This window comes from Geodermatophilus sp. SYSU D00705 (genome assembly GCF_054050135.1).
In genome coordinates, this window is sequence record NZ_JBJGYT010000035.1 from 18,135 (window position 1) to 42,794 (window position 24,660).

General features: G+C 74.5%; 23 protein-coding genes. 14 read left to right on the forward strand and 9 right to left on the reverse strand.

Features of this window, described 5'->3' with window-relative positions; genetic code table 11:
* Positions 1 to 41: 41 nt before the first annotated feature.
* The 3 genes from ACI78Q_RS20150 to ACI78Q_RS20160 all read left to right on the forward strand — a co-directional run bounded on the left by ACI78Q_RS20150 (position 42) and on the right by ACI78Q_RS20160 (position 3,132).
* Positions 42 to 1,544 (forward strand): malic enzyme-like NAD(P)-binding protein, encoded by a 1,503-nt coding sequence (locus ACI78Q_RS20150; protein ID WP_456925228.1) that lies wholly within the window; start codon positions 42 to 44, stop codon positions 1,542 to 1,544.
* 81 nt (positions 1,545 to 1,625) lie between these two features.
* Positions 1,626 to 2,480, forward strand: coding sequence for an Fpg/Nei family DNA glycosylase (locus tag ACI78Q_RS20155; RefSeq protein ID WP_456925229.1), 855 nt, complete (start codon positions 1,626 to 1,628; stop codon positions 2,478 to 2,480).
* 13 nt (positions 2,481 to 2,493) lie between these two features.
* Positions 2,494 to 3,132 (forward strand): HAD family hydrolase, encoded by a 639-nt coding sequence (locus tag ACI78Q_RS20160; RefSeq protein ID WP_456925230.1) that lies wholly within the window; start codon positions 2,494 to 2,496, stop codon positions 3,130 to 3,132.
* Between the two features lie 44 nt (positions 3,133 to 3,176).
* Here the strand turns inward: ACI78Q_RS20160 and ACI78Q_RS20165 are convergent, their stop codons facing one another.
* Positions 3,177 to 4,391 (reverse strand): MBL fold metallo-hydrolase, encoded by a 1,215-nt coding sequence (locus ACI78Q_RS20165; RefSeq protein ID WP_456925231.1) that lies wholly within the window; start codon positions 4,389 to 4,391, stop codon positions 3,177 to 3,179.
* A 166-nt stretch (positions 4,392 to 4,557) separates the two neighbouring features.
* Between ACI78Q_RS20165 and ACI78Q_RS20170 the strand changes: the two genes are divergently transcribed.
* On the forward strand, positions 4,558 to 4,701 hold the full coding sequence (locus ACI78Q_RS20170) for a hypothetical protein (protein ID WP_456925232.1): 144 nt from the start codon (positions 4,558 to 4,560) through the stop codon (positions 4,699 to 4,701).
* 10 nt (positions 4,702 to 4,711) lie between these two features.
* Here the strand turns inward: ACI78Q_RS20170 and ACI78Q_RS20175 are convergent, their stop codons facing one another.
* Positions 4,712 to 6,019, reverse strand: coding sequence for a Rieske 2Fe-2S domain-containing protein (locus ACI78Q_RS20175; protein WP_456925233.1), 1,308 nt, complete (start codon positions 6,017 to 6,019; stop codon positions 4,712 to 4,714).
* Positions 6,020 to 6,178: 159 nt separating this feature from the next.
* Here ACI78Q_RS20175 and ACI78Q_RS20180 point away from each other — a divergent pair, with 159 nt between their 5' ends.
* Together ACI78Q_RS20180 and ACI78Q_RS20185 are read left to right on the forward strand one after the other, a co-directional pair.
* Positions 6,179 to 6,568, forward strand: coding sequence for a DUF485 domain-containing protein (locus ACI78Q_RS20180; protein ID WP_456925234.1), 390 nt, complete (start codon positions 6,179 to 6,181; stop codon positions 6,566 to 6,568).
* Entirely contained in the window at positions 6,558 to 8,204 is a 1,647-nt protein-coding gene (locus tag ACI78Q_RS20185; RefSeq protein ID WP_456925235.1) for a solute symporter family protein, read from the forward strand. The genes ACI78Q_RS20180 and ACI78Q_RS20185 overlap by 11 nt, the downstream gene beginning before the upstream one ends.
* A 107-nt stretch (positions 8,205 to 8,311) precedes the next feature.
* Here the strand turns inward: ACI78Q_RS20185 and ACI78Q_RS20190 are convergent, their stop codons facing one another.
* The 3 genes from ACI78Q_RS20190 to ACI78Q_RS20200 all read right to left on the reverse strand — a co-directional run bounded on the left by ACI78Q_RS20190 (position 8,312) and on the right by ACI78Q_RS20200 (position 10,383).
* Complete coding sequence (locus ACI78Q_RS20190) at positions 8,312 to 8,542, reverse strand: hypothetical protein (protein WP_456925236.1); 231 nt, start codon at positions 8,540 to 8,542, stop codon at positions 8,312 to 8,314.
* 108 nt (positions 8,543 to 8,650) lie between these two features.
* Positions 8,651 to 9,511 (reverse strand): manganese catalase family protein, encoded by an 861-nt coding sequence (locus ACI78Q_RS20195; protein ID WP_456925237.1) that lies wholly within the window; start codon positions 9,509 to 9,511, stop codon positions 8,651 to 8,653.
* Positions 9,512 to 9,651: 140 nt separating this feature from the next.
* A complete protein-coding gene (locus tag ACI78Q_RS20200; RefSeq protein ID WP_456925239.1) occupies positions 9,652 to 10,383 on the reverse strand; it encodes a sensor histidine kinase in 732 nt (243 codons plus the stop codon).
* A 67-nt stretch (positions 10,384 to 10,450) separates the two neighbouring features.
* Between ACI78Q_RS20200 and ACI78Q_RS20205 the strand changes: the two genes are divergently transcribed.
* From ACI78Q_RS20205 to ACI78Q_RS20215, 3 genes are all read left to right on the forward strand, one after another.
* Positions 10,451 to 11,137: a response regulator gene (locus tag ACI78Q_RS20205; protein ID WP_456925240.1), complete on the forward strand. Its 687-nt coding sequence runs from the start codon at positions 10,451 to 10,453 to the stop codon at positions 11,135 to 11,137.
* 83 nt (positions 11,138 to 11,220) lie between these two features.
* Complete coding sequence (locus ACI78Q_RS20210; RefSeq protein WP_456925241.1) at positions 11,221 to 12,321, forward strand: saccharopine dehydrogenase family protein; 1,101 nt, start codon at positions 11,221 to 11,223, stop codon at positions 12,319 to 12,321.
* On the forward strand, positions 12,318 to 13,649 hold the full coding sequence (locus ACI78Q_RS20215; RefSeq protein ID WP_456925242.1) for a glutamate mutase L: 1,332 nt from the start codon (positions 12,318 to 12,320) through the stop codon (positions 13,647 to 13,649). The genes ACI78Q_RS20210 and ACI78Q_RS20215 overlap by 4 nt, the downstream gene beginning before the upstream one ends.
* On the opposite strand, the gene ACI78Q_RS20220 is transcribed toward ACI78Q_RS20215, so the two are convergent.
* Entirely contained in the window at positions 13,600 to 15,081 is a 1,482-nt protein-coding gene (locus tag ACI78Q_RS20220; RefSeq protein WP_456925243.1) for a PH domain-containing protein, read from the reverse strand. The genes ACI78Q_RS20215 and ACI78Q_RS20220 overlap by 50 nt on opposite strands.
* 77 nt (positions 15,082 to 15,158) lie before the next feature.
* Positions 15,159 to 15,668 (reverse strand): PH domain-containing protein, encoded by a 510-nt coding sequence (locus ACI78Q_RS20225; RefSeq protein WP_456925244.1) that lies wholly within the window; start codon positions 15,666 to 15,668, stop codon positions 15,159 to 15,161.
* 57 nt (positions 15,669 to 15,725) lie between these two features.
* Here ACI78Q_RS20225 and ACI78Q_RS20230 point away from each other — a divergent pair, with 57 nt between their 5' ends.
* A complete protein-coding gene (locus ACI78Q_RS20230) occupies positions 15,726 to 16,055 on the forward strand; it encodes a rhodanese-like domain-containing protein (protein WP_456925245.1) in 330 nt (109 codons plus the stop codon).
* 39 nt (positions 16,056 to 16,094) lie between these two features.
* Here ACI78Q_RS20230 and ACI78Q_RS20235 read toward each other — a convergent pair whose 3' ends face one another.
* Both ACI78Q_RS20235 and ACI78Q_RS20240 read right to left on the reverse strand, forming a co-directional pair.
* A complete protein-coding gene (locus tag ACI78Q_RS20235; RefSeq protein ID WP_456925246.1) occupies positions 16,095 to 17,714 on the reverse strand; it encodes a long-chain fatty acid--CoA ligase in 1,620 nt (539 codons plus the stop codon).
* A 166-nt stretch (positions 17,715 to 17,880) separates the two neighbouring features.
* Complete coding sequence (locus ACI78Q_RS20240) at positions 17,881 to 19,089, reverse strand: cytochrome P450 (protein WP_456925247.1); 1,209 nt, start codon at positions 19,087 to 19,089, stop codon at positions 17,881 to 17,883.
* A gap of 50 nt (positions 19,090 to 19,139) precedes the next feature.
* Here ACI78Q_RS20240 and ACI78Q_RS20245 point away from each other — a divergent pair, with 50 nt between their 5' ends.
* From ACI78Q_RS20245 to mmsB, 4 genes are all read left to right on the forward strand, one after another.
* Positions 19,140 to 20,078, forward strand: a complete 939-nt coding sequence (locus ACI78Q_RS20245; RefSeq protein WP_456925248.1) for a DUF5926 family protein — start codon at positions 19,140 to 19,142, stop codon at positions 20,076 to 20,078.
* 418 nt (positions 20,079 to 20,496) lie between these two features.
* Positions 20,497 to 21,654, forward strand: a complete 1,158-nt coding sequence (gene chvE / locus ACI78Q_RS20250) for a multiple monosaccharide ABC transporter substrate-binding protein (RefSeq protein WP_456925249.1) — start codon at positions 20,497 to 20,499, stop codon at positions 21,652 to 21,654.
* Positions 21,655 to 21,822: 168 nt separating this feature from the next.
* Positions 21,823 to 23,361, forward strand: coding sequence for a multiple monosaccharide ABC transporter ATP-binding protein (mmsA, locus tag ACI78Q_RS20255; RefSeq protein ID WP_456925250.1), 1,539 nt, complete (start codon positions 21,823 to 21,825; stop codon positions 23,359 to 23,361).
* The gene (gene mmsB, locus ACI78Q_RS20260) at positions 23,358 to 24,623 is read left to right on the forward strand and encodes a multiple monosaccharide ABC transporter permease (RefSeq protein ID WP_456925251.1); all 1,266 of its coding nucleotides are present in this window, start codon (positions 23,358 to 23,360) and stop codon (positions 24,621 to 24,623) included. Before mmsA ends, mmsB begins: the two co-directional genes overlap by 4 nt.
* Positions 24,624 to 24,660: the final 37 nt, after the last annotated feature.

Here is a 24,660-nt window from a genome sequence, read left to right on the forward strand (position 1 = left end):
GGCGGTCCGGCGCCGGACGGGGTGGGACCATGGTGCTCGCCATGAGCACCGACACCGCAGCCACGCCCAGCACCGACGACACCTCCCTCGGCGAGCCGGCGACGCCGCCCCGGGGGCCGGTGACCTCGGCCTCGTACTCGATCACCGTGCGGCTCACCGCCGACGGCGACCCGGCCTCCATCGGCCGGATCGCCACCGCGGTCGGCTCGGCCGGCGGCGCGGTCACCGCGATCGACGTCGTCGACTCCCGCTCCGACGGGCTCACCGTCGACGTGACCTGCTCGGCCGCCGACGCCGCGCACTCCGAGGAGATGGTGGACGCGCTGCGCGCCGTCCCCGGGGTGAAGGTCCGCAAGGTCAGCGACCGGACGTTCCTGCTGCACCTGGGCGGCAAGCTCGAGGTCGCCTCGAAGGTGCCGCTGAAGACCCGCGACGACCTGTCGATGGCCTACACCCCCGGCGTGGCCCGGGTCTGCCTGGCGCTGGCGGACAACCCCGACGACGTGCGCCGGCTGACGATCAAGGGCAACACCGTCGCCGTGGTCACCGACGGCTCCGCCGTCCTCGGGCTCGGCGACATCGGCCCGGGCGCCGCGATGCCGGTGATGGAGGGCAAGGCCGTCCTGTTCAAGCGGTTCGCCGACATCGACGCGTGGCCGATCTGCCTGGACACCCAGGACGTCGACGAGATCGTGCGCACCGTGGAGCTGCTGGCCCCCGGCTTCGGCGGCATCAACCTCGAGGACATCGCCGCCCCGCGCTGCTTCGAGATCGAGGCCCGGCTGCGCGAGAAGCTCGACATCCCGGTCTTCCACGACGACCAGCACGGGACGGCGATCGTCGCCCTGGCCGCGCTGCGCAACGCCCTGCGCGTCGTCGACAAGCGGCTCGAGGACGTGAAGATCGTCGTCGCCGGCGGCGGTGCGGCCGGCACGGCGATCGTGCACCTCATGCTCAAGGCCGGCGCCCGCCACGTGCTGGTCTGGGACCGCGAGGGCATCCTCGCCCCCGACGACGAGCGGCTGTCACCGGCCAAGCTGGACCTGGCGCAGCGCACCAACCCCGACTGCGTGCGCGGCGAGCTGCCCGACGCGCTCGAGGGCGCCGACGTCTTCATCGGGGTCAGCGCCGGCAACGTGCTCGACGTCGACGACCTCGCCCGCATGGCCGACCGGGCCGTCGTCTTCCCGATGGCCAACCCGACACCCGAGGTGGACCCGGTCCGCGCCCGGCAGCACGCGGCGATCGTCGCGTCCGGCCGCTCGGACCTGCCCAACCAGATCAACAACGTGCTGGCCTTCCCCGGTGTCTTCCGCGGGCTGCTGGACGCGCGGGCCCGGGAGATCAGCGACGGGATGCTGCTCGCCGCGGCCGAGGCGATCGCCGCGGTGGTCAAGGACGACCAGCTCAACGCCAACTACATCATCCCCAGCGTGTTCGACCCCGAGGTCACCCACGCGGTCGCCGCCGCGGTCGCCGACCAGGCGCGGCACGAGCCCGGCGCCACCGTCACGCTCAACGGGGACGACGAGGGCACCCACTGACGCCGTAGCCGGGCGGTCCTGCACCGGGACCGCCCGGATCGGGGGACGGCGACCGGGGGTCTGAGCGGGCATCATGGCCGGGTGCCCGAGTTGCCCGAGGTGGAGGCGCTGGTCGCGTTCCTCCGCGAGAACGCCGTCGGCCGGGTGGTGACGCGGGTCGACCTCGCCGCCGTCCAGGCGATCAAGACCTTCGACCCGCCGCTGTCCGCGCTCGGCGGCCTCGAGCTGACCGGTGTCGCCCGGCACGGCAAGTTCCTCGACCTCGACGTCTCCGGCCTGCACCTCGTCGTCCACCTGGCCCGGGCCGGCTGGCTGCACTGGCGGGCCGGGCTGCCCACCGCCCCGCCCAAGCCGGGCAAGGGCCCGCTCGCGGTGCGGGTGCACCTGGAGGGCGGGGACGGCTTCGACCTGACCGAGGCCGGCACCCGCAAGGGGCTGGCGGTGTACGTCGTCCGGACGCCGGCCGAGGCGCCCGGCATCGCCCGCCTCGGCCCCGACGCCCTCGAGGTCGACCGGGAGGCGTTCGCGGCGCTGCTGGCCGGCCGCTCCGGGCAGCTCAAGGGCGCCCTCACCGACCAGACGCTGGTGGCCGGCATCGGCAACGCCTACTCCGACGAGATCCTGCACGCCGCCCGCCTGTCGCCGTTCAAGATGGCCGACAAGCTCAGCGACGACGAGGTGGTCCGCCTCTACGACGCGATGCGGGCCACGCTGACCGACGCGCTGGAGCGCCAGGTCGGCCAGAGGGCGGCGACGATGAAGGGCGAGAAGCGGTCCGGGCTGCAGGTGCACGCCCGCACCGGCCTGCCCTGCCCGATGTGCGGGGACACCGTCCGCGAGGTCAGCTTCGCCGACACCTCGCTGCAGTACTGCCCGACCTGCCAGACCGGGGGCAAGCCGCTGGCCGACCGGCGGCTGTCCAAGCTGCTGCGCTGAACGGGGCCGCTCCGTGCTCGTCACCGTCGACCTGTTCAGCGCGCTGATCGACTCCCGCGTGGGCGGGTCGGCGGCGCTCGCGCGGATCACCGGGACCGACGGCGGGCGGCTGTACGACGCCTGGGACGCCGCCAACAAGGCCTCGCAGCGCGACGAGCCCGCCTGGGTGCCGTTCGCCGAGCACAGCCGCCGGGCGCTGGCGGCCGCCTACGCGCAGCTGGGTCTCGCCCGCGACGCCGACGACGACTGCGCCGAGCTGCTGGCCTCGGTGGGCGACTGGCCGCTGTGGCCCGACGTCCCCGAGGGGCTGGCCGCGCTGGGCGGCATCGCCCGGGTCGGCGTCCTGTCCAACGTGGACGACGCCGTCTTCGCCCGCACCCGGGTCGCGCCGCTGGTCGACGACGCCGCCGTCCTCACCTCCGAGCGGCTGGGCGCCTACAAGCCGGCCGCGGAGATCTACCGGCGGGCGCTGCAGCGGGCGGGAGGCCGGCTGACCCACGTGGCGACGTCGGCGCGGGACGTGCGCGGTGCGCTGGCCGCCGGCGTCGACGTCGTCCGGCTGCGCCGCCCGGGTCACGTGCTCGACCCCGACGGCGGGACGCCGCGCCGGGAGGCCGCCGACCTGCCCGAGGTGGCGCGGCTGCTGAGCTGAGGTGGAGTGCCACGGACGCGGGATCCGCGCCCGTGGCACTCCGCTCAGGCCTGGCGCCGGGCCACCAGCCAGGACGCCGCCCGCGCCAGCACCGAGCTGCCCACGCCGGCGTCGCCGTCGTCCCCCGGCTCGTCGACGGCCGAGCCGACCGGCGTCCACCAGTCCTCCAGCGGCGGCGGCGCGAGGACGTCGACCCGCTCCCCGGGCCGCGGCACCGCCACCTGCACCCCCGAGCGACGGGCCGCCGCGCAGAGCCGCTGCACCGGCTCGGCCCAGCGGTGGAAGGCGAGGTTGAACGTCGCCCAGTGGACGGGCACGAGCAGTCCGCCCCCCAGGTCGCCGTGGGCGCGGACGGCCTCCTCCGGCGTCATGTGGATCAGCTGCCACGCGTCGTTGTACGCGCCGATCGGCAGCAGCGTGAGGTCGAAGGGGCCTAGCCGGGCGCCGACCCCGGCGAAGGCGGGGGTGTAGCCGGTGTCCCCGCCGAAGAACACCCGGTGCCGCGGGCCGGCGACCACCCACGAGGCCCACAGCGTGGTGTCACGGGTCAAGAACCGGCCGGAGAAGTGCCGCGCCTCGGTGCAGGTGAGCGTCAGGCCGGCGACCTCGGCCGCGTCGTCCCAGTCCAGCTCGACGATCCGCTCCTCCGGCACGCCCCAGCCGCGCAGGTGCGCGCCGATGCCCAGCGGCACGACGAAGGGCGCGGTCTGCGTGCGCAGCAGCTCCCGCACCGTCGGCAGGTCCAGGTGGTCGTAGTGGTCGTGCGAGACCAGCACCGCGTCCACCGGCGGCAGCTCCGCCAGCGGCCCCGGCGCCGGGTGCAGCCGGGTGGGGCCCAGCAGGGGGGACGGCGAGACCCGCTCGCCCCACACCGGGTCGACCAGCACCCGCCGCCCGTCGACCTCGACGAGCGCGCTGGAGTGGCCGAACCAGGTGACCGCCAGCTCCCCCGCCTCGGCCGGCAGCTCCGGCTGCACCAGCGGCACCGGCCGGGCGGGGAGGCCGGTGTGCCGCTCCTCGTGCATCTGCCGCAGCAGCCCGCGCCGGGCGTTGGCGGGCGGCAGCTGCGGGGTGGTGAGGCGGTTGTGGAAGCGGCCGCCGGCGAACTGCGGGGAGCCCGCGGCGTAGGCCCGCACCTCGCGGCGGCTGGCGCCGAGGGCGGTGGGCAGCCCCCACGCGGCGCGGGCGACCCAGACGGCGGGGCCGGCGAGGGTGGCGACGACGGCGAAGGCGGTGCGACGGGCAGAGGCGGACGGCACGACCGCCAGCATCCCAGCCGGAGTGGTGGGCCCGCCGCGACGGGAGCCCGTGCGTTCGGCGCCGCCCGCGCGATGCGCCCGGCGCCGCCCGCGCGATGCGCCCGGCGTCGCCCCCGCGGGGCGCCTGGCGTTGCCGGCCGCGGGGGTCCGGCCGACGATGGGCCGCGTGACGCCGTCGTCCACCGAGGAGCCGGAGGGTGGGGACCCGGCCTGCTGGCTGCGGCGGGTGTGCCCCGCCTGCGGCCGCCTGGCCGACGAGGACCCGCCCACACGGTGCCCCGCGTGCGGGGAGCTGCTGCCGGCGGAGTGAGCCGGCAGGCTCAGGCCACGCCGCGCAGCCCGGGGACGGCGTCGGCGAAGTCGGCCAGCGCCCGCCGCAGGGCCACCCCGAGCCGGTCGGAGCGCACGTGCAGCTCCTCGCGCAGGTCCAGGGGCAGACCGTGGTCGGGCAGCAGGGCCTGGACGGCGAGGTCCTCGGCGAGCACCTGCCGCTGGATGCCGACCTCGCGGGCGACGTCGTCCGGCCAGGGCAGCCGGGCGCCGGGACCCGCGGACAGCAGCATCCGGGTGTAGACGCGGGTCGAGTCGGCGTCCTCCGGCTGGAGCAGGCAGAGGACCGTCGTCACGGCCCCGGTCTCCGGGGAGTCCAGCCGCAGGCGCAGCTGGAACGGGGCCCGGAAGGTGTAGGTGGCCCGGCGCCGGACCGGCGGCCCGTCGATCCCGTCGGGGTGGTGCGGGGTCTCGTACGGCCGCTCCAGGGCGGCCCGGAACCCGCCGCGCTCGGGGGTGACCTCGAACGGCGGGACCTCCGCCTCGTCCGGCCGGCCGCCGATCCGGCTGTGCACGAACGGGGCGTGCGCGACGTCGAGGAACGTGTCGGCCAGCGGCCCGGCCGGCCCGGGCGAGCGCACGGGGGGCAGCCAGGTGCTCACGAAGCGCCGGTCGCCGTCCTCGGGCACCTCCAGCGGCACGTCCCGTGGCTGCGCCGGCGCCAGCCACACGACGCCGAGCCGTTCCCGCACCGCGAACGCCGGGGCGTCGGCCTGCAGCCCCTCCTCGGTGCGGCGGAGCAGCCAGGTCCGGCCGAGGAGCCGCACCTGCAGCCACCCGCCGGCGCGCAGCTCGCCGGACAGCGCCACCGGGTGCCACGCGTGCTCCAGCGCCGGCTCCAGGTTCCCGAACACCGGCCCGCTCGGCTCCGGCGGCGGCGGTGCCGGCTCGGTGACGGTGCCGGCGGAGGGCCGCGGCGGGACGGCGACCGCGGTGCGCTCGGGCGCCAGCCAGATCCAGCCGTGCCGCTCGTCGACGGCCCACGGCAGCGCCAGGTCGGCGCGCGGGGGCGGGGTGCCGTCGCCGCCGAGCGAGGGGATCGACGCGCACCGGCCCTCGCCGTCGAACCGCCACCCGTGGTACGGGCACTGCAGCCGGCCGTCGGTCACCGTGGCCGCGGCCAGCGGGACCAGCCGGTGCGGGCAGCGGGCGGGGAAGGCGCTCACCTCACCGCCGGGCCGCAGGCGGACAACCACGTACGCCCGCCCACCGGCGCCCACCGGTACCGGCGTCGTCCCGACCTCGCCCGCCCGCGCCACCGGGAACCAGCCCGTCGACGTGCCTCCGGATGCAGCCATGCCCCATTGCAGCGTCCGCGCGTTCCCGTGCCGTTACGCCCGTCGGACGGTCGTGCGACACGGATCGGTCTCGACGGGGAGACTCCGCGGTGAGTGCTCTCTACAGTGACCTCGATCACGATTCTCGCTGGTCACCGGTCCCACAGGGGAGGACGCACCGTGACACCACCCGCAGAACGCAGGCTGCTCACACCGGAGGAGTACCGCGAGGCCCAGAACTCACCCGAGTTCGCCGAGCTGAAGCGGCGGTTCCGTCGGTTCGCGTTCCCGATGACCGTGGCCTTCCTGGCCTGGTACCTGCTCTACGTGCTGCTCTCGACCTACGCGCCGGGCTTCATGTCCACCCCGGTGTTCGGCAACGTCAACCTGGGGATCGTGCTGGGCCTCGCGCAGTTCGTGACGACCTTCGTCATCACGCACCTCTACGTCGCCCACGCCGACCGGCGCACCGACCCGATCGCCGACGAGATGCGGGAGCGGCTGGAGCACCACGACTACGCCCGCCACCGGGACGCGTCGGTGGGCGGGGAGGTCACCCGTGATCGTTGACGTGCTCGCCGCCGACAGCGGGACGATCGGCAACCCGGCGATCAACATCGCGATCTTCGGGGTCTTCGTCGCCATCACCCTGGTCATCACCTTCCGGGCCAGCCGCACCAACAAGAGCGCCGCGGACTACTACGCGGCCGGCCGCAACATCAGCGGCACCCAGAACGGGCTGGCCATCGCCGGCGACTACCTGTCGGCGGCCTCGTTCCTCGGCATCGCCGGCGCCATCGCCGTCTTCGGCTACGACGGGTTCCTCTACTCGATCGGCTTCCTCGTCGCCTGGCTGGTGGCGCTGCTGCTGGTCGCCGAGCTGATGCGCAACACCGCGCGCTTCACCATGGCCGACGTGCTCGCCTTCCGGATGCGGCAGGGGCCGGTGCGGACGGCGGCGGCGATCTCCACCCTCGCGGTGTCGCTGTTCTACCTGCTGGCCCAGATGTCCGGCGCGGGCGGGCTGGTGACCCTCCTGCTCGGCGTCACCGGCGAGGCGGCGCAGGCGCTGGTCGTCGTCCTGGTGGGCGCGCTGATGATCATCTACGTGCTCGTCGGCGGCATGCGCGGCACCACGTACGTGCAGATCATCAAGGCCTCGCTGCTCATCGCCGGCGCCCTGGTCATGACGCTGTGGGTGCTGGCGCAGTTCGGGTTCAACCTGTCCGCGCTGCTCGGGGCCTCGGTGGACAACGCCGTCGAGGGCCGCGACGTGCTGGCGCCCGGTGCGCAGTACGGCGCGACCGGGACCTCGAAGCTGGACTTCGTCTCCCTCGGCCTGGCCCTGGTGCTGGGGACGGCGGGCCTGCCGCACGTGCTCATGCGCTTCTACACCGTGCCGACGGCGAAGGACGCCCGCCGCTCGGTGGTCTGGGCGATCTGGCTGATCGGCATCTTCTACCTGTTCAGCCTGGTGATCGGCTACGGCGCGGGTGCGCTCGTCGGCCCGGAGCGGATCCTCGGCGCCCCGGGTGCGGTGAACTCCGCGGCCCCGCTCCTGGCCTTCGAGCTCGGTGGCACCGTGCTGCTGGGCATCATCGCCGGCGTCGCCTTCGCCACGATCCTCGCCGTCGTCGCCGGCCTGACGATCACCGCGTCGGCGTCCTTCGCGCACGACGTCTACGCGTCGGTGATCAAGAAGGGCAAGGTGCCGCCCAACGGCGAGGTGCGGGTCGCCCGCATCACCGCCGTCGTCATCGGCGCGATCGCCATCGGGCTGGGCATCCTGGCGCTGCAGGCCGGCCTGAACATCGCCTTCCTCGTGGCGCTGGCCTTCGCCGTCGCCGCCTCGGCGAACCTGCCGACCATCCTCTACACGCTGTTCTGGAAGCGCTTCACCACCCAGGGCGCGCTGTGGTCGATGTACGGCGGGCTGATCGCCTGCATCGTCCTGATCATCTTCTCGCCGGTGGTGTCGGGGGCGCCGATCGTCGAGGCGACCGGCAAGAGCACCTCGCTGATCCAGGGCGTCGACTTCTCCTGGTTCCCGCTCTCCAACCCGGGCATCGTCTCCATCCCGCTGTCGTTCTTCCTCGGCTGGCTGGGCACCGTCCTGTCCAAGGAGCGCCCGAACGAGGAGAAGTGGGCGGAGCTCGAGGTGCGGGCGCTCACCGGGATCGGCGCGGAGAAGGCCGTCCAGCACTGAGGAAGGACCCCGTGCCCCCCACCGCTCGCAGGCTCGCGGCGGGGGCCCTGCACGGGGGCCTGAGCCGAGGCGCGCGTCCCCGGGTGGGGGCGCGCGCCTCGCGCGGTTCAGGCGGCGGCCCGGGCCGGGGCGGTGTCGGGTGCCAGGACGGCGTCGACGCCGGGGGCGGCCGGAGCGGGCGCGACCCCGGCGCGGCGGTGCCGGACGGCCCAGCGGGTGACGAGGCCGGCGAGGACGACGAGACCGGCCACGGCGTGCTCGCCGGGCGCGGTGACCGCGACGGCGACGGCCGCGGCGTAGACCACCGTCAGCAGGACGGCGGGGAGGTGCAGGTGCACGGTGCTCCCTCCGGGGGCGGGTGGAGGCGTCCCGCCGGCCGGTGACCGGGTCGTGGGGGACCCGGTCACCGGCACGGCGACGGCGCAGGACGGGACGGGTGAGCCGGCCTACTTGAGCAGGTCCTTGGCCTTCTGCAGCATCGACTGCCCCGGCTGCTGGGGCGTCGGGAACAGCCGCGGGTCACCCGGGGGCAGGATCGGCGCGTCGGCGGTGGCCTCGATCGGCCGCGCGGAGAACTGGCCGCGGCCGTCGACGGACGGGCCGGACGCCCAGCGACCCGCGGCCGCCTCCGGACCGTCGGAGGCGTCGATGAAGGTGTAACCGAGGTCGGCGACCTCCTCCTCCAGCGGGAACGCCTCGGGCACCGGGATGCCCTCGAGCCCGTCGTCCTTGAGCTCCTCGATGGCGGCCAGCCACTGCTGCTGGTGGTAGTGGTCGCGGGTGATGAGGAACCGCAGCAGGTCCTTGACGCCGGGGTCGTCGGTCATGTTGTAGAGCCGGGCCACCTGCAGCCGACCCTGCATCTCGGCGGTCGCGTTGTACATGAAGTCGGCCATGAGGTTGCCGCTGGCGGTGACGTAGGCGCCGGTCCAGGGGTTGCCCATGCTGTCCATGTAGGAGGCGCCGGCGCCGTTGACGATCGGGTGCTGCGGGTTGTGCTGCCCGTACCCGGCGGCGGCCTCCTTGGTGCGGTCGGCGGCGTCCGGCTTGAGCGGGATGTGGTCGAGCAGCCGGTCGATCATCGTCACGATCATCTCGACGTGCGCCAGCTCCTCGGTGCCGATGGCGAGGAGCAGGTCCTTGTACTTGCCGGGCAGCCGGCAGTTCCAGCCCTGCAGCAGGTACTGCGTGGCGACGGTCATCTCGCCCCACTGACCGCCCAGCACCTCCTGCATCTTGCGGGCGAAGTCCGGGTCGGGGCCGTCGGGCTTGGCCTCGTACTGCAGGGCGTGGGTGTGCGTGAACATGCGCGTGTTCTCCCTGGCGTCGTCGCGTCCCCGCTCGTGCGGGACACCAGGGACCTGCCCGCGCCCGGTGGCCCGCCCGTGCCGAGCGGTGGCCCCCGCGTGCCAATCGACGGCGTCCCGTGGGGACACCTGCCGGGGCCTCAGCGGTCGGGCAGCTGCACGGTCAGCGTGAGCGACCGGCCACCGACGTCCCACACCACACGCCCGCCGAGTTCCCGGCTCTGCCGCCGCACCGACCACAGGCCGAGGCCGGTCAGGTCCGGCGGCGGCAGCTCGGTGCGGAGGTGGCCGATCAGCCGCTCGGGCCGGGCGACGGCCTGGGTGAGGGCGAGGTCGACCCAGCCGGGCCGCCGCGTGACCGCCAGCCGCACCGGGGCACCGTCCCCGTGGCGGTGGGCGTTCTCCAGCAGGTTGACCAGGATCCGCTGGACGCGGGCGTCGGCCACCGCGACGTCCTCCGCTCCTCCGCCGAACCGCACCGTGAGCTGCCGCTCGGGCAGGCCGGCGGTCGTGACGGAGACGCGGACGACGTCGCCCAGTGCGCGGGCGCCGCGGCCGCGGGAGACCGCCCCGCCGGTGGCCGCCGCCGTGCGCAGCATCGACGACAGGTGCGCGGTCTGGGCGCGGGCCAGCTCCAGCAGCTCGACCGGGTCCGCCGACGCGCTCCCGAGCGAACCGAGCGCCGCCTCCAGGGAGGCCAGCGGGGTGCGCATGTCGTGGCACAGCGCCCGGACGACGGCGTCCTCGGGACTGGGTGCCCGCTCGTCCGGGACCTCGGGCCGTGGCCGGCGCAGGTGCGCGTGCACACGGTGGAGCAGGTCGGCGAGCAGCCGGGGGTGGGGACGCGTCGATGGGTTGGCGGCCAGGGTCATGGGCACCTCCGACGTGCGGTCCGGTCAGCAGCGCACCGGAGCGCAGTGACCGTGTGGGGGGATCCGGTTGACCGACGCCGGGGCTGAGCGCCGACCCGTCGACGTCGTGCTCGTCGACGACCACCCGCTGTTCAGCCGCGGGCTGGCTCTGCTGCTGCCCGAGGTGAGTGACGGGCGGGTGAGGGTCGCGGGGACGACGGATGACGCCTCCGCGGCAGCCGCGCTGGTCCGCCGGCACCACGCCGACGTCGCCGTGATCGACCTGCACATGCCCCCGCCGGGCGGGACGCGGGCGATCGCCGCGGTGCGCCGGGCCGATCCGATGGTCCGGGTCGTGGCGATGTCGGGGCTGGCCGAGGCCGACGGGGCCATCGAGGCGCTGCGCGCGGGCGCGGCCGGCTTCCTGCCCAAGACCGCCGATCCCGAGGCGCTCGTCCGGCCGCTGCTCGCCGTCCTCGACGGCTGGTCGGTCGTGCCGGAGGACCTGCTGCGCCGGCTGCTCGAGGACGCTGCCCCGACCGGCGAGAAGGGCCTCGCCGAGCGCCTGACCGCCGACGAGCGACGGCTGTGGCGGCTGGTCGCCGACGGCGCCAGCACCATGGAGATCGCCACCACGCTGCACGTCTCCGAGCGCACCGCCAAGCGGCTGGTGGCCCACCTGCTGCGCAGTCTCGGCGTCGCCACCCGGGTGGAGGCGGCCGCGCTGGCCGGCCGGGTGAACCTGGACAGGGGCGCCGGTCGCCCGCAACGGTGAGTTGCATTGGCAACCGGCCACGGGTGCATGAGGGCACCGCTACCCGACCACCTCGCTCGCCACGCGTGGCTAGGGTCGGGCCGGTGAGCGCGCGGATCGTCCTCCTCGGTGCCACCGGCTACACCGGATCCCGCACGGCGGAGGCCCTCGCCGCCCGCGGCGCCCGCCCCGTGCTCGCCGGGCGCGACCCCGTCCGGCTCGCAGCGCTGGCCGGCCGGCTCGGCGGGCTGGAGACCGCGCGGGCCGACGTCACCGACCCGGCATCCGTACGGGCGCTGCTCGGCACCGGGGACGTGCTGGTCAGCACCGTGGGCCCGTTCCTCCGGCTCGGCGGGGCGGCGGTCGAGGCCGCCGTCGACGCCGGCGCGGCGTACCTCGACTCCACCGGCGAGCCGCCGTTCGTCCGCCGGGTGTTCGACGACGCCGGGCCGCGGGCCGCAGCCACCGGCGCCGGCCTGGTCCCCGCCTTCGGCCTGGACTACGTGCCGGGCACGCTCGCCGGCGCGCTGGCGCTGGTGGAGGCCGGCGACCGGGCGCACCGCGTCGACGTCGGGTACGCGCTCGACGGCACCTCCGGGCAGGCGTTCTCCCGCGGCACGCTCGTCTCGCTGGCCGGCGTGCTGCTCGAGCCCGGGTTCGCGTTCACCGGCGGGCGGCTGGAGGAGGAGGCGGCCGGCCGGCGGCTGTGGCGGTTCGAGGCCGCCGGGCGGCCCCGCCGTGGTCTGTCGGCCGGCGGCTCCGAGCACCTGACCCTGCCGGGGCTCGCCCCGGGGCTGCGCGAGGTCGGCGTGTACCTGGACTGGTTCGGCGCGCTGACCCCGATCGCCCACCAGCTGGCCCCGCTGGGGCCGCTGGCCGGGCGGCTGCCGCTGGTCCGCCGCGGCGCCCAGCAGCTGGCCGCGCTGGTGGGCGCCCGCGTGGGGGAGGCCCCGTCGGAGCGCACCCTCGCCGAGGCGCGGACCCGCACCGTCGCCGAGGTCCGGGACGCCGGCGGCGCGGTGCTGAGCCGGGTGGAGCTCGCCGGCCCGGAGCCCTACGGCCTGACCGCCGAGCTGCTGGCCTGGGGAGCCACGCAGGCCGCCGAGCACGGCCTGCGGGGCACCGGCGCGCTCGGGCCGGTGCAGGCGTTCGGGCTGGAGGCGCTCACCGCGGGCGCCGCCGCGGCCGGGCTGCACCGGGCATGAGCGCCGTCGCCTGCGTCGACATCGGCTCGACCTGGACGAAGGCCGCGCTGGTGGGGCTGCCCCGCGGCGACCTCCTCGCCACCGCCCAGGCGCCCACCGACCGGGGGGACGTCGTCCGCGGGGTGCTCGCCGCGACCGCCGGCTTCCCCGAGGCGCCGGTGCTCGCCTGCTCCAGCGCCGGCGGCGGGTTGCGGCTGGCGGTGGTCGGCTACGAGGAGCTGATCAGTGCCGAGGCCGGGCACCGGGCGGCGCTGTCGGCCGGTGCCCGCGTGGTGCACGTGGCGGCCGGGCGGCTGACCGGCGAGGCGGTGGCGCGGCTGGCGGCGGCCGACCCCGACGTCGTCCTCCTGGTCGGCGGCACGGACGGCGGGGAGGCCTCGGTGCTGCGGCACAACGCGGCGGTCCTCGCCTCATCGGCTCCGCTGCAGGGTCCCGGTGCGAGTCTGCGAGTGCTGGGGGGCAGCGGGGTCCTTCCGCGGTCCGTCCCGGTGGTCCTGGCGGGCAACGCCGCCGTCCGCGACGAGGTCGCCGCGGTGCTCCGGGCCGGCGGGCGGCCCGTGACCGTGACCGACAACGTGCTGCCCGACATCGGCCGGCTGGCGCCCGAGCCGGCGCGGGCGGCGATCCGGGAGGTCTTCCTCCGGCACGTCATCGGCGGGGACCGGCTCTCGACCGACCCCCGGCTCCGGGAGTGGGTGCGCACGGTGACCCCCGACGCGGTGCTCGCCGGGGTGGGCGTGCTGGCGGCGACGCGGTCCGGGGGACCGGCGCCGGGCGTGGTGGTGGTGGACGTCGGCGGCGCCACCACCGACGTGTACTGCGTGCCCGACCCGGACGCCGAGCAGGCGACGCTCGGCCGCGAGGCGGTCGGCGTCCCGGCCGCCCGCCGCACGGTGGAGGGCGACCTCGGCGTCGAGGCGAGCGTCGGAGCGCTGCGCGCGGCCGCGGCCGCCGAGCAGGTGCCGGTCCCCGGTGACGCCCCGCTCGACCTGGGCGCCGCGGCGGCCACGATCGCGCTGCGCCGGCACCTGCGCGCCGAGGCGGCGTACGGCCCGGGCGGCGCGGGCGCGCGGACCTGCGGCCTCGTCGTCCTCTCCGGCGGGGTCTTCCGGCGTGCGGACCCCGCCGCGCTGGCCGCCGCGATCACACGGATCGCCGCCGACCGCGGGGGAGCCGGCGGCGTCCTGGCCGACGCGGAGGTGCTCGTGGACCGGCGTTACGTGCTGGCCGCGGCCGGCCTGCTGGCGTCCGGCAGCCCGGACGCCGCCACCGGGCTGCTCACGCGCGCAGGGTCCGCGCCCACGTCCCCGACGACGCGGCCGCGGTGAAGCCGGCGACGTCGTCGGCGGCCATGTCGACGGCCGCGTAGCCACCGCTGCCCGCGCCGACGCACGCCACGACCGTGGCCACCCCCTGCCGGCGCTGGAAGACGCTCTGCCGGACCTGCCACCCCACGACGGCCCGCCGCTGCAGCACCGCCTGCTCGCGCACCAGCCAGCCGCTGCGCACGCTGAACGTGCGGGGGCCCGCCGCGTGCCCGAGCGAGTGGTAGCGGCCGATCCCCATGGGGACGCCGAGGGCGGTGAGCACTCCGCCGGCGGCGAGCAGCCACCACCAGCCGAGCGTGGCCGTGGCGACGGCCCCGGTGGCGGTCAGCAGCAGGCCGCTGAGCACCGCGCGGACCAGCCGTCGGCGCCGCGCCGCGGGCGGGTGGGCGACCAGCGGTCCGGGCTCGTCGACCAGGCGGCGCAGCAGTGCCTCGGCCTCCGTGCGCGGGCCCAGCGGCAGCAGCTGCCCCCGCCGGTTCGCCTGGCCGAGGCCGGTGACCAGCGCGTTGACCCGAGCGGCGCGCACCCAGCGCATGCCGAGGCCCTCGCTGAGGGTGCCCCCGCGGATGCGGTCGACCTCGAGCTCGGTGTGCCGCCGGGTGAGCAGCCCGCGGACGGCGACCAGCGTGGCGCCGCGCCGCACCAGCCGGAATCGCCAGTTGACCAGCGCGGCGCCGACCACCGCGGCGAGCGCCAGCAGCACGACCGCGAGCACCGCGGCGACCACCAGCAGCTGGACGTCGGAGAGGTCGGGGCCGTCGAGCTCGGGGACCAGCGAGTCGGGCAGCTCGTCGAGGAACCGGAACAGCGTGCCGACGGCGGCCATCGGCACGACGAGGTAGCTGCCGACCAGCGGGGCGTACAGCAGCCAGCGGTTGTCGAAGCGGGCGAACTCCTCCTCGAGGACCTCCTCGGCGACGCCGTCCGCCGGTGCGGGGACGCCGGCCGGTGCGGCGCCCCGGCGGGCCAGCAGCGTCGCGCGCAGCCGGTCGCCCTCGGCCCGCGGGACGCCGTCGACGACGACCTCCTCGCCGTTGACGCCCACCGCGCCGGCCGCGGCGTCGATGCGCACGCGCACCAGCCCGAACACCCGGTGCAGCGGCGGCGTCTCGACCTCCACGCCGCGGATGCGGTCGTTGGGCACCGTCCGCACCGAGCGGGCCAGCAGCCCGCGGGTCACGACCACCGCGGTGGGCCCGTCGGCGTAGCTGAACCGCCACCAGCTGAGGACGGCGGCCGCCAGCGAGAGCGCGGTGATCGCCGCGGCCAGGACGACGACCGTGGTCAACCCGTCGTCCAGACCGGTGACCGCGACGACGGGGATCAGCACCGGCACCAGCTGCCGGGCCTGCCGGAAGGTGGCGGTGTGCACGGCCACGATCCACGGCGAGGTCCGCCGGCCGGGCGGCGCCGGAGCCGGGGGTCCGCTCACGGTGCCCTCCGGCTCGCCGCCGCGGAGCGCTCCGCTCCTCGCTCGTTCCTCGCCGCGATGCTCGCGCTCCTGTCCGCTCACGTCGCCTCGTCGCGGACCAGCTCCGCGCGCCGGGCGAGGTCGTCGGCGACCCGGGCGGCGACGTCGGCCTCCAGGTGCCAGACCCGCACGGTGCCCTGGCTGGAGGCGGTGAGCACCGCGACGGTGGCCAGGCCGAACAGCTGCTGCAGCACGCCGCGGGTGACGTCGACGGTCTGGATGCGCGAGACCGGCACCAGCGTCCAGGTGCGGGTGAGCCAGCCGGTGAGGGTGTAGACCGCCTCCTCGGTGACCTCCCACCGGTGCACGCGGTGGCGGAACCACGGCCGGATGCCGATCGCCACCACGGCGTAGCCGGCCACCAGCGTCGACAGCACCCAGCGCAGCACCGGCACCGGGCCGCCGACCGGGACGAACAGCACGAAGGCGGTGACCAGCGCCCCGTAGAACAGCGCGCCGAGCACGCCCTCGACGACCCACAACCCGATCGCGGAGCGGGACAGGGCCCAGGCGGGGTCCCGCACGGGGGCGGTGGCGTCGGTGCTCATCGCGGCCCATCCTCGCAGCCCGGCACTCCGTGGCCGCGTGTCACGATGGGGTGCGTGATGCCGCAGCAGGTCCCGACCGTCTCCGCCAGCGAGCTCCCCGAGGACGCCGTCGTCCTCGACGTCCGTGAGGACGACGAGTGGGTGCACGGGCACATCGAGGGTGCGACGCACATCCCGATGGGCGAGGTGCCGTCCCGTCTCGACGACCTGCCCGAGGGCGATCCGCTGTACATCGCCTGCCGGGGCGGGGGCCGCTCGGCGCGGGTCGCCGCGTGGCTGAACGCCAACGGCTTCGACGCGGTGAACGTCGGCGGCGGCATGGGCGAGTGGGAGGCGGCCGGCCGGCCGATGGTGAGCGAGACCGGCCGGCCGCCCTTCGTGCGCTGACAGCCGCGGGAGCAGCGCCGGCGAGCGAGGAGCGGACCGCTACCGGCCCTCGAGCGGGAACTCCGCGAAGCGGGCGCGCAGGTCCTTCTTGGAGAACTTGCCGACGCTGGTCTTGGGCACCTCGTCGATGAACGTCACCGCGTCCGGCAGCCACCACTTGGCCACCTGCGGCTTGAGGTGCTCGAGCACCTCGTCGGCGCTCATCTCCTCGCCCTCCTTGAGGACGACGCAGGCCAGCGGACGCTCGTCCCACTTCGGGTGCGGGATGCCGACGACCGCGGCCTCCTTGACCTTCGGGTGGCTCATGATCGCGTTCTCGAGGTCGACCGAGCTGATCCACTCACCGCCGGACTTGATGAGGTCCTTGGTGCGGTCGGCGATGCGGATCGAGCCGTACTCGTCCATCGCGGCGACGTCGCCGGTCCTCATCCAGCCGTCCGGCGTCGACAGCTCCACGCCGGCGTCGGGGTTGTAGTAGTCCTGCGCGCACCACGGCCCGCGCACCTGCAGCTCTCCGGTGGCCTCGTCGTCCCACGGCTGCGGCTCGAACGTCTCGGCGTCGACGATGCGCGCCTCCACACCGAGGAACGGGATGCCCGCGCGCGCCCGCTGGCTGGCCTTGGTGTCGTCGTCGGCGTCGGCGTAGCGGCGGGGCAGGATGCCCGACGACGCCACCGGGTGGGTCTCGGTCATGCCCCACGCCTGCAGGATCGGCAGGCCGACCTGCTCGCGGTAGGCCTCGCTCAGCGCCCGCGGCACCGCCGATCCGCCGCACCCGATCTCCCGCAGCCGGTGCGACCGGCCGGCCAGGTGCGGCAGCACGCCCTGCCAGATCGTCGGGACGCCGGCGGTGAAGGTGACGCCCTCCTCGACGATGAGGTTCGCGAGCGCCTCGGGCTGCATCATCGGGCCCGGCATGACCAGCGAGGCGCCGGCGGCGGGCGCGGCCTGCGCGATGCCCCAGGCGTTGGCGTGGAACATCGGCACGACCGGCATGGCGACGTCCTGGATGCCGAGGCCGAAGGCGTTGGGCGCCATCACCCCCATGGTGTGCAGCCAGGTCGAGCGGTGGCTGTAGACGACGCCCTTCGGGTTGCCCGTGGTACCGCTCGTGTAGCACATCGACGCCGCGCGCCACTCGTCCTCGACGTGGAAGTCGACCGGCTGCGCCTCGGCCAGCAGCGCCTCGTAGTCGAGCACCCGCGGGTCGTCCGGGATCTCGTTGGAGCCGCCGTCGTCCATGACCACGACCTGCCTGACCGTCTTCATCGTGTCGATCAGCGGCCACAGCAGTGGCAGCACGGTGCGGTCGACGAAGACGACCTCGTCCTCGGCGTGGTTGGCGATGTAGGTCAGCTGCTCGGGGAACAGCCGGATGTTGAGGGTGTGCAGCACCCGGCCGGTGGACGGCGCGGCGAAGTACAGCTCCAGGTGGCGCTGGCTGTTCCAGCCGAACGTGCCCACCCGGCCGTCGGCGCTGATGCCGAGGGTGTCGAGCACCCCGCCCAGCTTCCGGGTGCGCTGCGCCCACTCCGCGTACGTCGTCCGCGTGGTGCCGCCCGGCCCGGCCGTGGCGATCGTCCCGTCGCCGTAGTGCTGCTCGACGTGCCGGAAGATCGCATCGATGGTCAGGGGGTAGTCCTGCATCAGCCCACGCATGGTCTGGATCGTGCCAGTGACCTGGCCCACGTTCTACCGCTCGGGCGGGGAGGGGGCGGCGCGACGGTCACCCACCTCGCGGTGTGGTCGCCGTCCTCGCGGTGTACCGCGTGGCAGGCGGCACCGAGCCGTCAGGGGTCCCGCCTCGGCCCGGGCGCCGAGTGCGTCAGCGGCCGAGGACGACGGGCAGCCGCGCCAGGCCGCGGATCACGAACTCCGGACGCCGCACCGGCTCGCCGCCGAGCTCCAGCCGTGCGGTGCGGTCGAGCAGCGCGCCGAACGAGGCCTGCAGCTCGACCCGGGCCAGCGGCGCGCCGATGCAGAAGTGGACGCCGGCGCCGAAGGTGATGTGCGGGTTGTCGGTGCGGCCGACGTCGAGGGTCTCCGGGTCGGCGAACACGGCGGGGTCGTGGTTGGCCGAACCCAGCAGCGCGGCGATCTTCTGCCCCTCGCGGACGGTCACCCCGGCGATCTCGACGTCCTCGGTGGCGGTCCGCTCGAACAGCTGCAGGGGCGAGTCGAAGCGCATGAGCTCCTCGATCGCCGTCGGCAGCAGCGCCCGGTCCGCGCGCAGCCGGGCCAGCTGGTCCGGGTGGCGCAGCAGGGCGAGCAGGCCGTTGCCGGTGACGTTGACCGTCGCCTCGTGGCCGGCGTTGAGCAGCAGGATGCAGGTGGTGACCAGCTCGTCCTCGGTGAGCCGGTCGCCCTCGGTGTCGCGCACCGTGACCAGGTGGCTGACCAGGTCGTCGCCGAGGTGCTGACGGCGGTCGGCGGCCAGCTCGCGCAGGTAGGCGACGAACTCGCCGGCGGCGCGCTCCGCGGCCTCCTCGACGGCCGTCGTCCGCCCGTACTCGTACATCTTCACGATGGCGTTGGACCACGGGCGCAGCAGCGGCCGGTCGGCGTCCGGCACGCCCAGGAGCTCCGCGATGACGTCGACGGGCAGCTGCTCGGCCATGCCCGAGAGGACGTCGACCGGCTCGGACCCGCCGGAGCGCTCCACCAGCCCGTCGACCAGCCGGCCGGCCAGCTCCTCCACCCACGGCCGCAGCCGCTCCACGTGGCCACGGGCGAACGCGGTGCTGATCAGCCGCCGCAGCCGGGTGTGGTCCGGGGGCTCCATCTCGAGGATGGCGTTGCGGTGGATGAGGTTGAAGTCGCCGAACCGCTCGGCCGGCTCCCTGTCCCGCCAGATCCGGCCCAGCCGGCGGTCGCGCAGGACGGCGTTGGCCTCCGCGTGGCCGAAGGCGAGCCACAGGCCCAGCTCCTCGTGCCACTGGACCGGTGCGGCCGCGCGCGCCCGGGCGAAGGCCGGGTAGGGGTCGGCGACGACGTCGGGGTCGGTGAGGTCGAGCAGGGGGGCGGTGCTGGTCACCCTCCGGAGCCTAGAAGGGCCGCAGTGAGCACCCACCTAGGCTCGTCCCCATGGCCCGCTCCGCGACCCGCAAGCGCTCCGCTGCCCCCGCCGCCACCGACGGCGGTGTCAACCCCAAGGCGCCCTGCCCCTGCGGCTCCGGCCGCCGGTACAAGCACTGCCACGGCTCCGGCTACGCCCCGCCGGTCACCCGCCCGTTCGAGGGGCTGCCCGGCGAGCCGCACTGGGTGGCCCTGCGCGAGCTGGTGCCCGCGGCGACCGCGCCGCTGAAGACCGCCGACGGCCGGGAGGTCACCCTGGCCAGCGTGCTGCCCGGCGGCGCCCCGGCGCTGGTGCGGGCCAACGGGGAGATCCTGCTCGGCGTCCAGCTGCAGGCCTCCTCCGACGACGTCAGCCGCGACCTCGGGACGGCGCTGGCCGCGGCGCTCGAGGCGCCGAAGGGTGCGCCGGTCGAGCCCGGTCCGATCGGTGGCGCCGGCTCGGCGGGGCCCCGGCTGCAGGAGCTGCTCGACCTCGACGCGCCGCTCGAGGTGACCGTGCACGCCGACTTCGGGTTCTGGCTGGAGGGCACCGACGCCGGGCCCGCCGCGAGGGCCGGGCTGGAGCAGGCCAACGCCGCCGTGCTGCCCACCGAGCTGCTGCCCGGCCTCGGCGCGGCCTACTGGGTGCGGCCCGGGGGCGAGCGGGCGCACCTGCGCTGGGTCCGCCCGGAGGCCGAGGAGCCGCTGCTCGACGCCCTGGCCAGGCTGCGCGCCGCCGAGCAGATCACCCTCGGGGAGAGCACCCGGTACGCCGGCGCCTTCCGTGCCCACGGGCTCGTCGTCCCGGTGTGGGACCTGCCGGCCGACGCCCCGGCCGCCGAGTGGGCCGGCCCGGCCCGGGAGTTCGGGGAGCGACTGGAGCAGGCGCTGGCCGTCACCGACCCGCTCACCTCCGACGAGCGCCGGGCCCGCGCGGGCCTGCTCTCCCGCCAGATCACCCTGCGCTGACCGCCCGCCGCCCGCCCGGGCGGCCCCTTCGCGACCCCGTGCCCCGTCCACCCCGGTGGGCGGGGCACGGTTGCCTTGCGGGGGTGGACGGGCTCTCCCCGCGCCGAGATCGGCGATCTCGTGACCATCAGCGGCTGATCGCCACGAGACCGCCGATCTCGCGCGTCAGCCCCGGTCCGGGCGAGCCGCTCGGTGTCGTGAGGCGGCGCGAAGTTACCGGAGGGTAAGGGTCGTCGCGACGCGCTGCGACGCCATCCCGACAGAGTGCGCCCGAACGACGGCGACGTTACGAGAACGTGACGGTTTCTTGGCGGCCAGGAGTTGACGCACTGCGCTTGTTAGCGCTCACACTTATGCGCTCGCCCCGGGGCGAGCCTGAGCGCCGGGGTTCTCGGCGGGCAGACGTCTCGAGGAGGAGATGGCAGTGCGGACAAGGCTCGGATTGACCGCCGCGAGCGCGGTGCTCGCGCTCTCGCTGGCGGCCTGCGGCGGCGAGGGCGCCGGGGGCAGCGGAGGCGCCGGCAGCGGCGGCGACGCGGAGGACCTGACGATCGGTGTCTCGATGCCGACCCAGACCTCCGAGCGCTGGATCGCCGACGGCAACAACGTCAAGGAGCAGCTGGAGGGAGAGGGGTACACCGTCGACCTGCAGTACGCCAACGACGACATCCCGACCCAGTCGCAGCAGATCGACCAGATGATCACCGAGGGTGCCGACATCCTCGTCATCGCGGCGATCGACGGCACCGCGCTCGCGGGCCAGCTGGAGAACGCGGCGTCGAACAACATCCCGGTCATCGCCTACGACCGGCTGATCCGCGACAGTGAGAACGTCGACTTCTACGTCACGTTCGACAACTTCGCCGTCGGTGTGGCCCAGGGCAACGCGCTCCTGACCGGCCTCGGCCTGCTCAACGCCGACGGCTCGCCGGGCACCGCCACCGGGCCGTTCAACATCGAGCTGTTCGCCGGCTCGCTGGACGACAACAACGCCTTCTTCTTCTTCAACGGCGCGATGTCGGTCCTGCAGCCGAAGATCGACGACGGCACTCTGGTCGTGAAGTCGGGCCAGACCGACATCGAGCAGGCCGCGATCCTGCGCTGGCAGCAGGAGACCGCCCAGCGGCGCATGGAGGACCTGCTGACCTCCACCTACAACGACGGCTCGCGCGTCGACGGCGTCCTCTCGCCCTACGACGGCATCTCGCGCGGCATCATCACCGCCCTGCAGAACGCCGGGTACGGCCCGACCCTCGACGCCGCCAACCCGATGCCGATCGTCACCGGTCAGGACGCCGAGATCGCCTCGGTCAAGCTGATCGCCGACGGGGTCCAGAGCTCCACGATCTTCAAGGACACCCGTCTGCTGGCCGAGCAGGCCGTCGCCGCCGCCTCGGCGTTCGCCGAGGGGAACGAGCCCGAGGCCAACGACACCGAGACCTACGACAACGGCGTCAAGGTCGTCCCGTCGTACCTGCTCCCGGTCGAGACGGTCTTCGCCGACGACATCCAGTCGGTCCTGATCGACTCCGAGTACTGGACGCAGGAAGAGGTCGCCGCCGGCCAGGCGGACTGACCTCCGTCACCTGAGCCCCGGCCGGGCTCGGCAGCGGTCGCTGCCGGGCCCGGCCGGCCCCCGGGACATCCGTCCCGTCCGACCTGCCACCCCGTGCGGGGGTGGCGCACACTCTCCACCATCCGCGGGCGCGCTCGGTGCGCACCGACGACAGGACGACGAGGTCCCATGGACGACCACATCCTCGAGATGCGCTCCATCACCAAGACGTTCCCCGGCGTGAAGGCGCTGTCGGACGTGAACCTGAAGGTCCGCCGCGGCGAGATCCACGCCATCTGCGGCGAGAACGGCGCCGGCAAGTCGACGCTGATGAAGGTGCTCTCCGGCGTCTACCCGGCCGGCGACTACGACGGCGAGATCATCTACGACGGTCAGCCGGTCCGCTTCAACGGCATCCGCGACAGCGAGCACGTCGGCATCGTGATCATCCACCAGGAGCTCGCCCTGGTGCCCTACCTGTCGATCGCCGAGAACATCTTCCTCGGCAACGAGCGCCGCGGCCGCGGCGGGCTGATCGACTGGAACAAGGCCAACGCCGAGGCCGCCGAGCTGCTCCGGTCCGTGGGCCTGGCGGAGAACCCGGTCACGCCGGTCGGCCAGCTCGGCGTCGGCAAGCAGCAGCTGGTGGAGATCGCCAAGGCGCTGTCCAAGGACGTGCGGCTGCTGATCCTCGACGAGCCGACGGCGGCGCTCAACGACAACGACTCCGCGCACCTGCTCGACCTGCTGCGGCGCCTCCGCGAGCGCGGGATCACCTGCATCATGATCTCGCACAAGCTGAACGAGATCACCGCGGTCTCCGACAACGTGACCGTCATCCGCGACGGCAAGACTGTGGAGACGCTGAGCCTGCACGCCGGCGAGGTCACCCAGGAGCGGATCATCCGGGGGATGGTCGGCCGCGACCTGGACAGCTACTACCCCGAGCGCGAGTCGCACCCCGGCGAGGAGGTGCTGCGCGTCGAGGACTGGACCGTCTGGCACCCCACGCAGGACCGCAAGATCGTCGACGGCGCCACCTTCACCGTCCGCGCCGGCGAGGTCGTCGGCATCGCGGGCCTGATGGGCGCCGGGCGCACCGAGCTGGCCATGAGCATCTTCGGGCGGGCCTACGGGCGGAACATCACCGGACGGATGTTCGTGCACGGCAAGGAGGTCCGGCCGAAGAACGTCGCCGAGGCGATCGACGCGGGGATCGCCTACGCCACCGAGGACCGCAAGCACTACGGCCTCAACCTGATCGAGGACATCCGGCGCAACGTCTCCGCCGCCGCCCTGAACAAGCTCGCCACCAAGGGCTTCGTCAACGGCAACGAGGAGATCAAGGTCGCCGAGGGCTACCGGAAGAGCATGAACGTGAAGGCGCCCAGCGTGACGTCGGTCGTCGGGAAGCTCTCCGGTGGCAACCAGCAGAAGGTCGTGCTGTCCAAGTGGCTGTACACCGACCCCGAGGTGCTCATCCTCGACGAGCCCACCCGCGGCATCGACGTGGGGGCGAAGTACGAGATCTACACGATCATCAACCGGCTGGTCGCCGCCGGTAAGGCGGTGCTGGTCATCTCCTCCGAGCTGCCCGAGCTGCTGGGCATCAGCGACCGGATCTACACGCTGTCGGCGGGCCGGATCACCGGCGAGATGCCCGTCGGGCAGGCAACCCAGGAGAACCTGATGGAGCTCATGACCAAGGAGAAGGAGCTCGCGGCATGACCAGGACCGTTCCCCCCTCGTCGGACCCGGAGGCCCAGACCGCCACGGCTCCCAAGGACGTCGCCCCCGCTGTCGCGCTGCACACCGGGACCAGCAACGTCCGCACCCTGCTCACGAGCAACCTGCGCCAGAGCGGCATCTACGTGGCCTTCGTGGTCATCGTCGCGCTGTTCGCGGTGCTGACCGGCGGCACCTCGCTGAGCCCCGGCAACGTCACGAACATCGTCCTGCAGTACAGCTACATCCTGATCCTGGCCATCGGCATGGTGATCGTGATCATCGCCGGGCACATCGACCTGTCCGTCGGGTCGGTGGTCGCGCTCACCGGGGCGGTCTCCGCCGTCCTGGTCATCCGCCAGGGCATGCCGTGGTGGGCCGGTGCGCTGGCCGCGATCGCGGTCGGCCTCGCCATCGGCGCCTGGCAGGGCTTCTGGGTCGCCTACGTCGGCATCCCCGCGTTCATCGTGACCCTCGCCGGCATGCTGCTGTTCCGCGGGCTCACGCTGCAGGTGCTCGACAACATCTCGCTCTCGCCGTTCCCGCCCGGGTACGGCCGCATCGCCAGCGGCTTCCTCAACGGGCTCATCGGCGGCAACGGCTACGACGCGTTCACCCTGCTCATCGGCGCGATCGCCGTCGCGGGCTACGCGTTCAGCAGCTTCCGCACCCGCCTGGCCCGGATCAAGTACCAGCAGCCGGTGGAGAGCTTCCCGCTGTTCGTCGCCAGGATCGTCCTCGTCGGCGCGGTGGTCATGTGGTTCGCCTGGCAGCTGGCGCACGCCCGCGGCCTGCCGATCGTGCTGATCATCCTGGCCGTGCTGATCATCACCTACGGCGTCATCACCAAGCGCACCGTGTTCGGGCGCCAGGTGTACGCGATCGGCGGCAACCTGGCCGCCGCGACGCTGTCCGGCGTCAAGGTCCGGGCGGTCAACTTCTGGATCTTCGTCAACATGGGCTTCCTGGCCGCGGTCGCGGGCATCGTCTTCTCGTCGCGGTCCAACGGCGCCCAGCCCAGCGCGGGCAACATGTTCGAGCTCGACGCGATCGCCGCGTGCTTCATCGGCGGTGCGGCCGTCACCGGTGGTGTCGGCACGGTCGTCGGCGCCATGGTCGGCGGTCTGATCATGGCCGTGATGAGCAACGGCATGCAGCTCATGGGCATCGACCAGTCCATCCAGTCGGTGGTCAAGGGCCTGGTCCTGCTCCTCGCCGTGGCCTTCGACGTCTACAACAAGCGGCGGGCCGGCGCCTCGCGCTGAGTCGCCGGGGCGGTCCCGCGGGGGGCCGCGGGACCGC

What these genes read in the sequence shown, in the direction of transcription:
- ACI78Q_RS20150 (WP_456925228.1), top strand. Translation starts at nt 42, where the DNA reads ATGAGCACCGACACCGCAGCCACGCCCAGCACCGACGACACCTCCCTC.
- ACI78Q_RS20175 (WP_456925233.1), bottom strand. Translation starts at nt 6,019, where the DNA reads ATGGCTGCATCCGGAGGCACGTCGACGGGCTGGTTCCCGGTGGCGCGG.
- ACI78Q_RS20195 (WP_456925237.1), bottom strand. Translation starts at nt 9,511, where the DNA reads ATGTTCACGCACACCCACGCCCTGCAGTACGAGGCCAAGCCCGACGGC.
- ACI78Q_RS20200 (WP_456925239.1), bottom strand. Translation starts at nt 10,383, where the DNA reads ATGACCCTGGCCGCCAACCCATCGACGCGTCCCCACCCCCGGCTGCTC.
- ACI78Q_RS20215 (WP_456925242.1), top strand. Translation starts at nt 12,318, where the DNA reads ATGAGCGCCGTCGCCTGCGTCGACATCGGCTCGACCTGGACGAAGGCC.
- ACI78Q_RS20225 (WP_456925244.1), bottom strand. Translation starts at nt 15,668, where the DNA reads ATGAGCACCGACGCCACCGCCCCCGTGCGGGACCCCGCCTGGGCCCTG.
- ACI78Q_RS20230 (WP_456925245.1), top strand. Translation starts at nt 15,726, where the DNA reads ATGCCGCAGCAGGTCCCGACCGTCTCCGCCAGCGAGCTCCCCGAGGAC.
- ACI78Q_RS20235 (WP_456925246.1), bottom strand. Translation starts at nt 17,714, where the DNA reads ATGCGTGGGCTGATGCAGGACTACCCCCTGACCATCGATGCGATCTTC.
- ACI78Q_RS20245 (WP_456925248.1), top strand. Translation starts at nt 19,140, where the DNA reads ATGGCCCGCTCCGCGACCCGCAAGCGCTCCGCTGCCCCCGCCGCCACC.
- chvE (WP_456925249.1), top strand. Translation starts at nt 20,497, where the DNA reads ATGGCAGTGCGGACAAGGCTCGGATTGACCGCCGCGAGCGCGGTGCTC.
- mmsA (WP_456925250.1), top strand. Translation starts at nt 21,823, where the DNA reads ATGGACGACCACATCCTCGAGATGCGCTCCATCACCAAGACGTTCCCC.
- mmsB (WP_456925251.1), top strand. Translation starts at nt 23,358, where the DNA reads ATGACCAGGACCGTTCCCCCCTCGTCGGACCCGGAGGCCCAGACCGCC.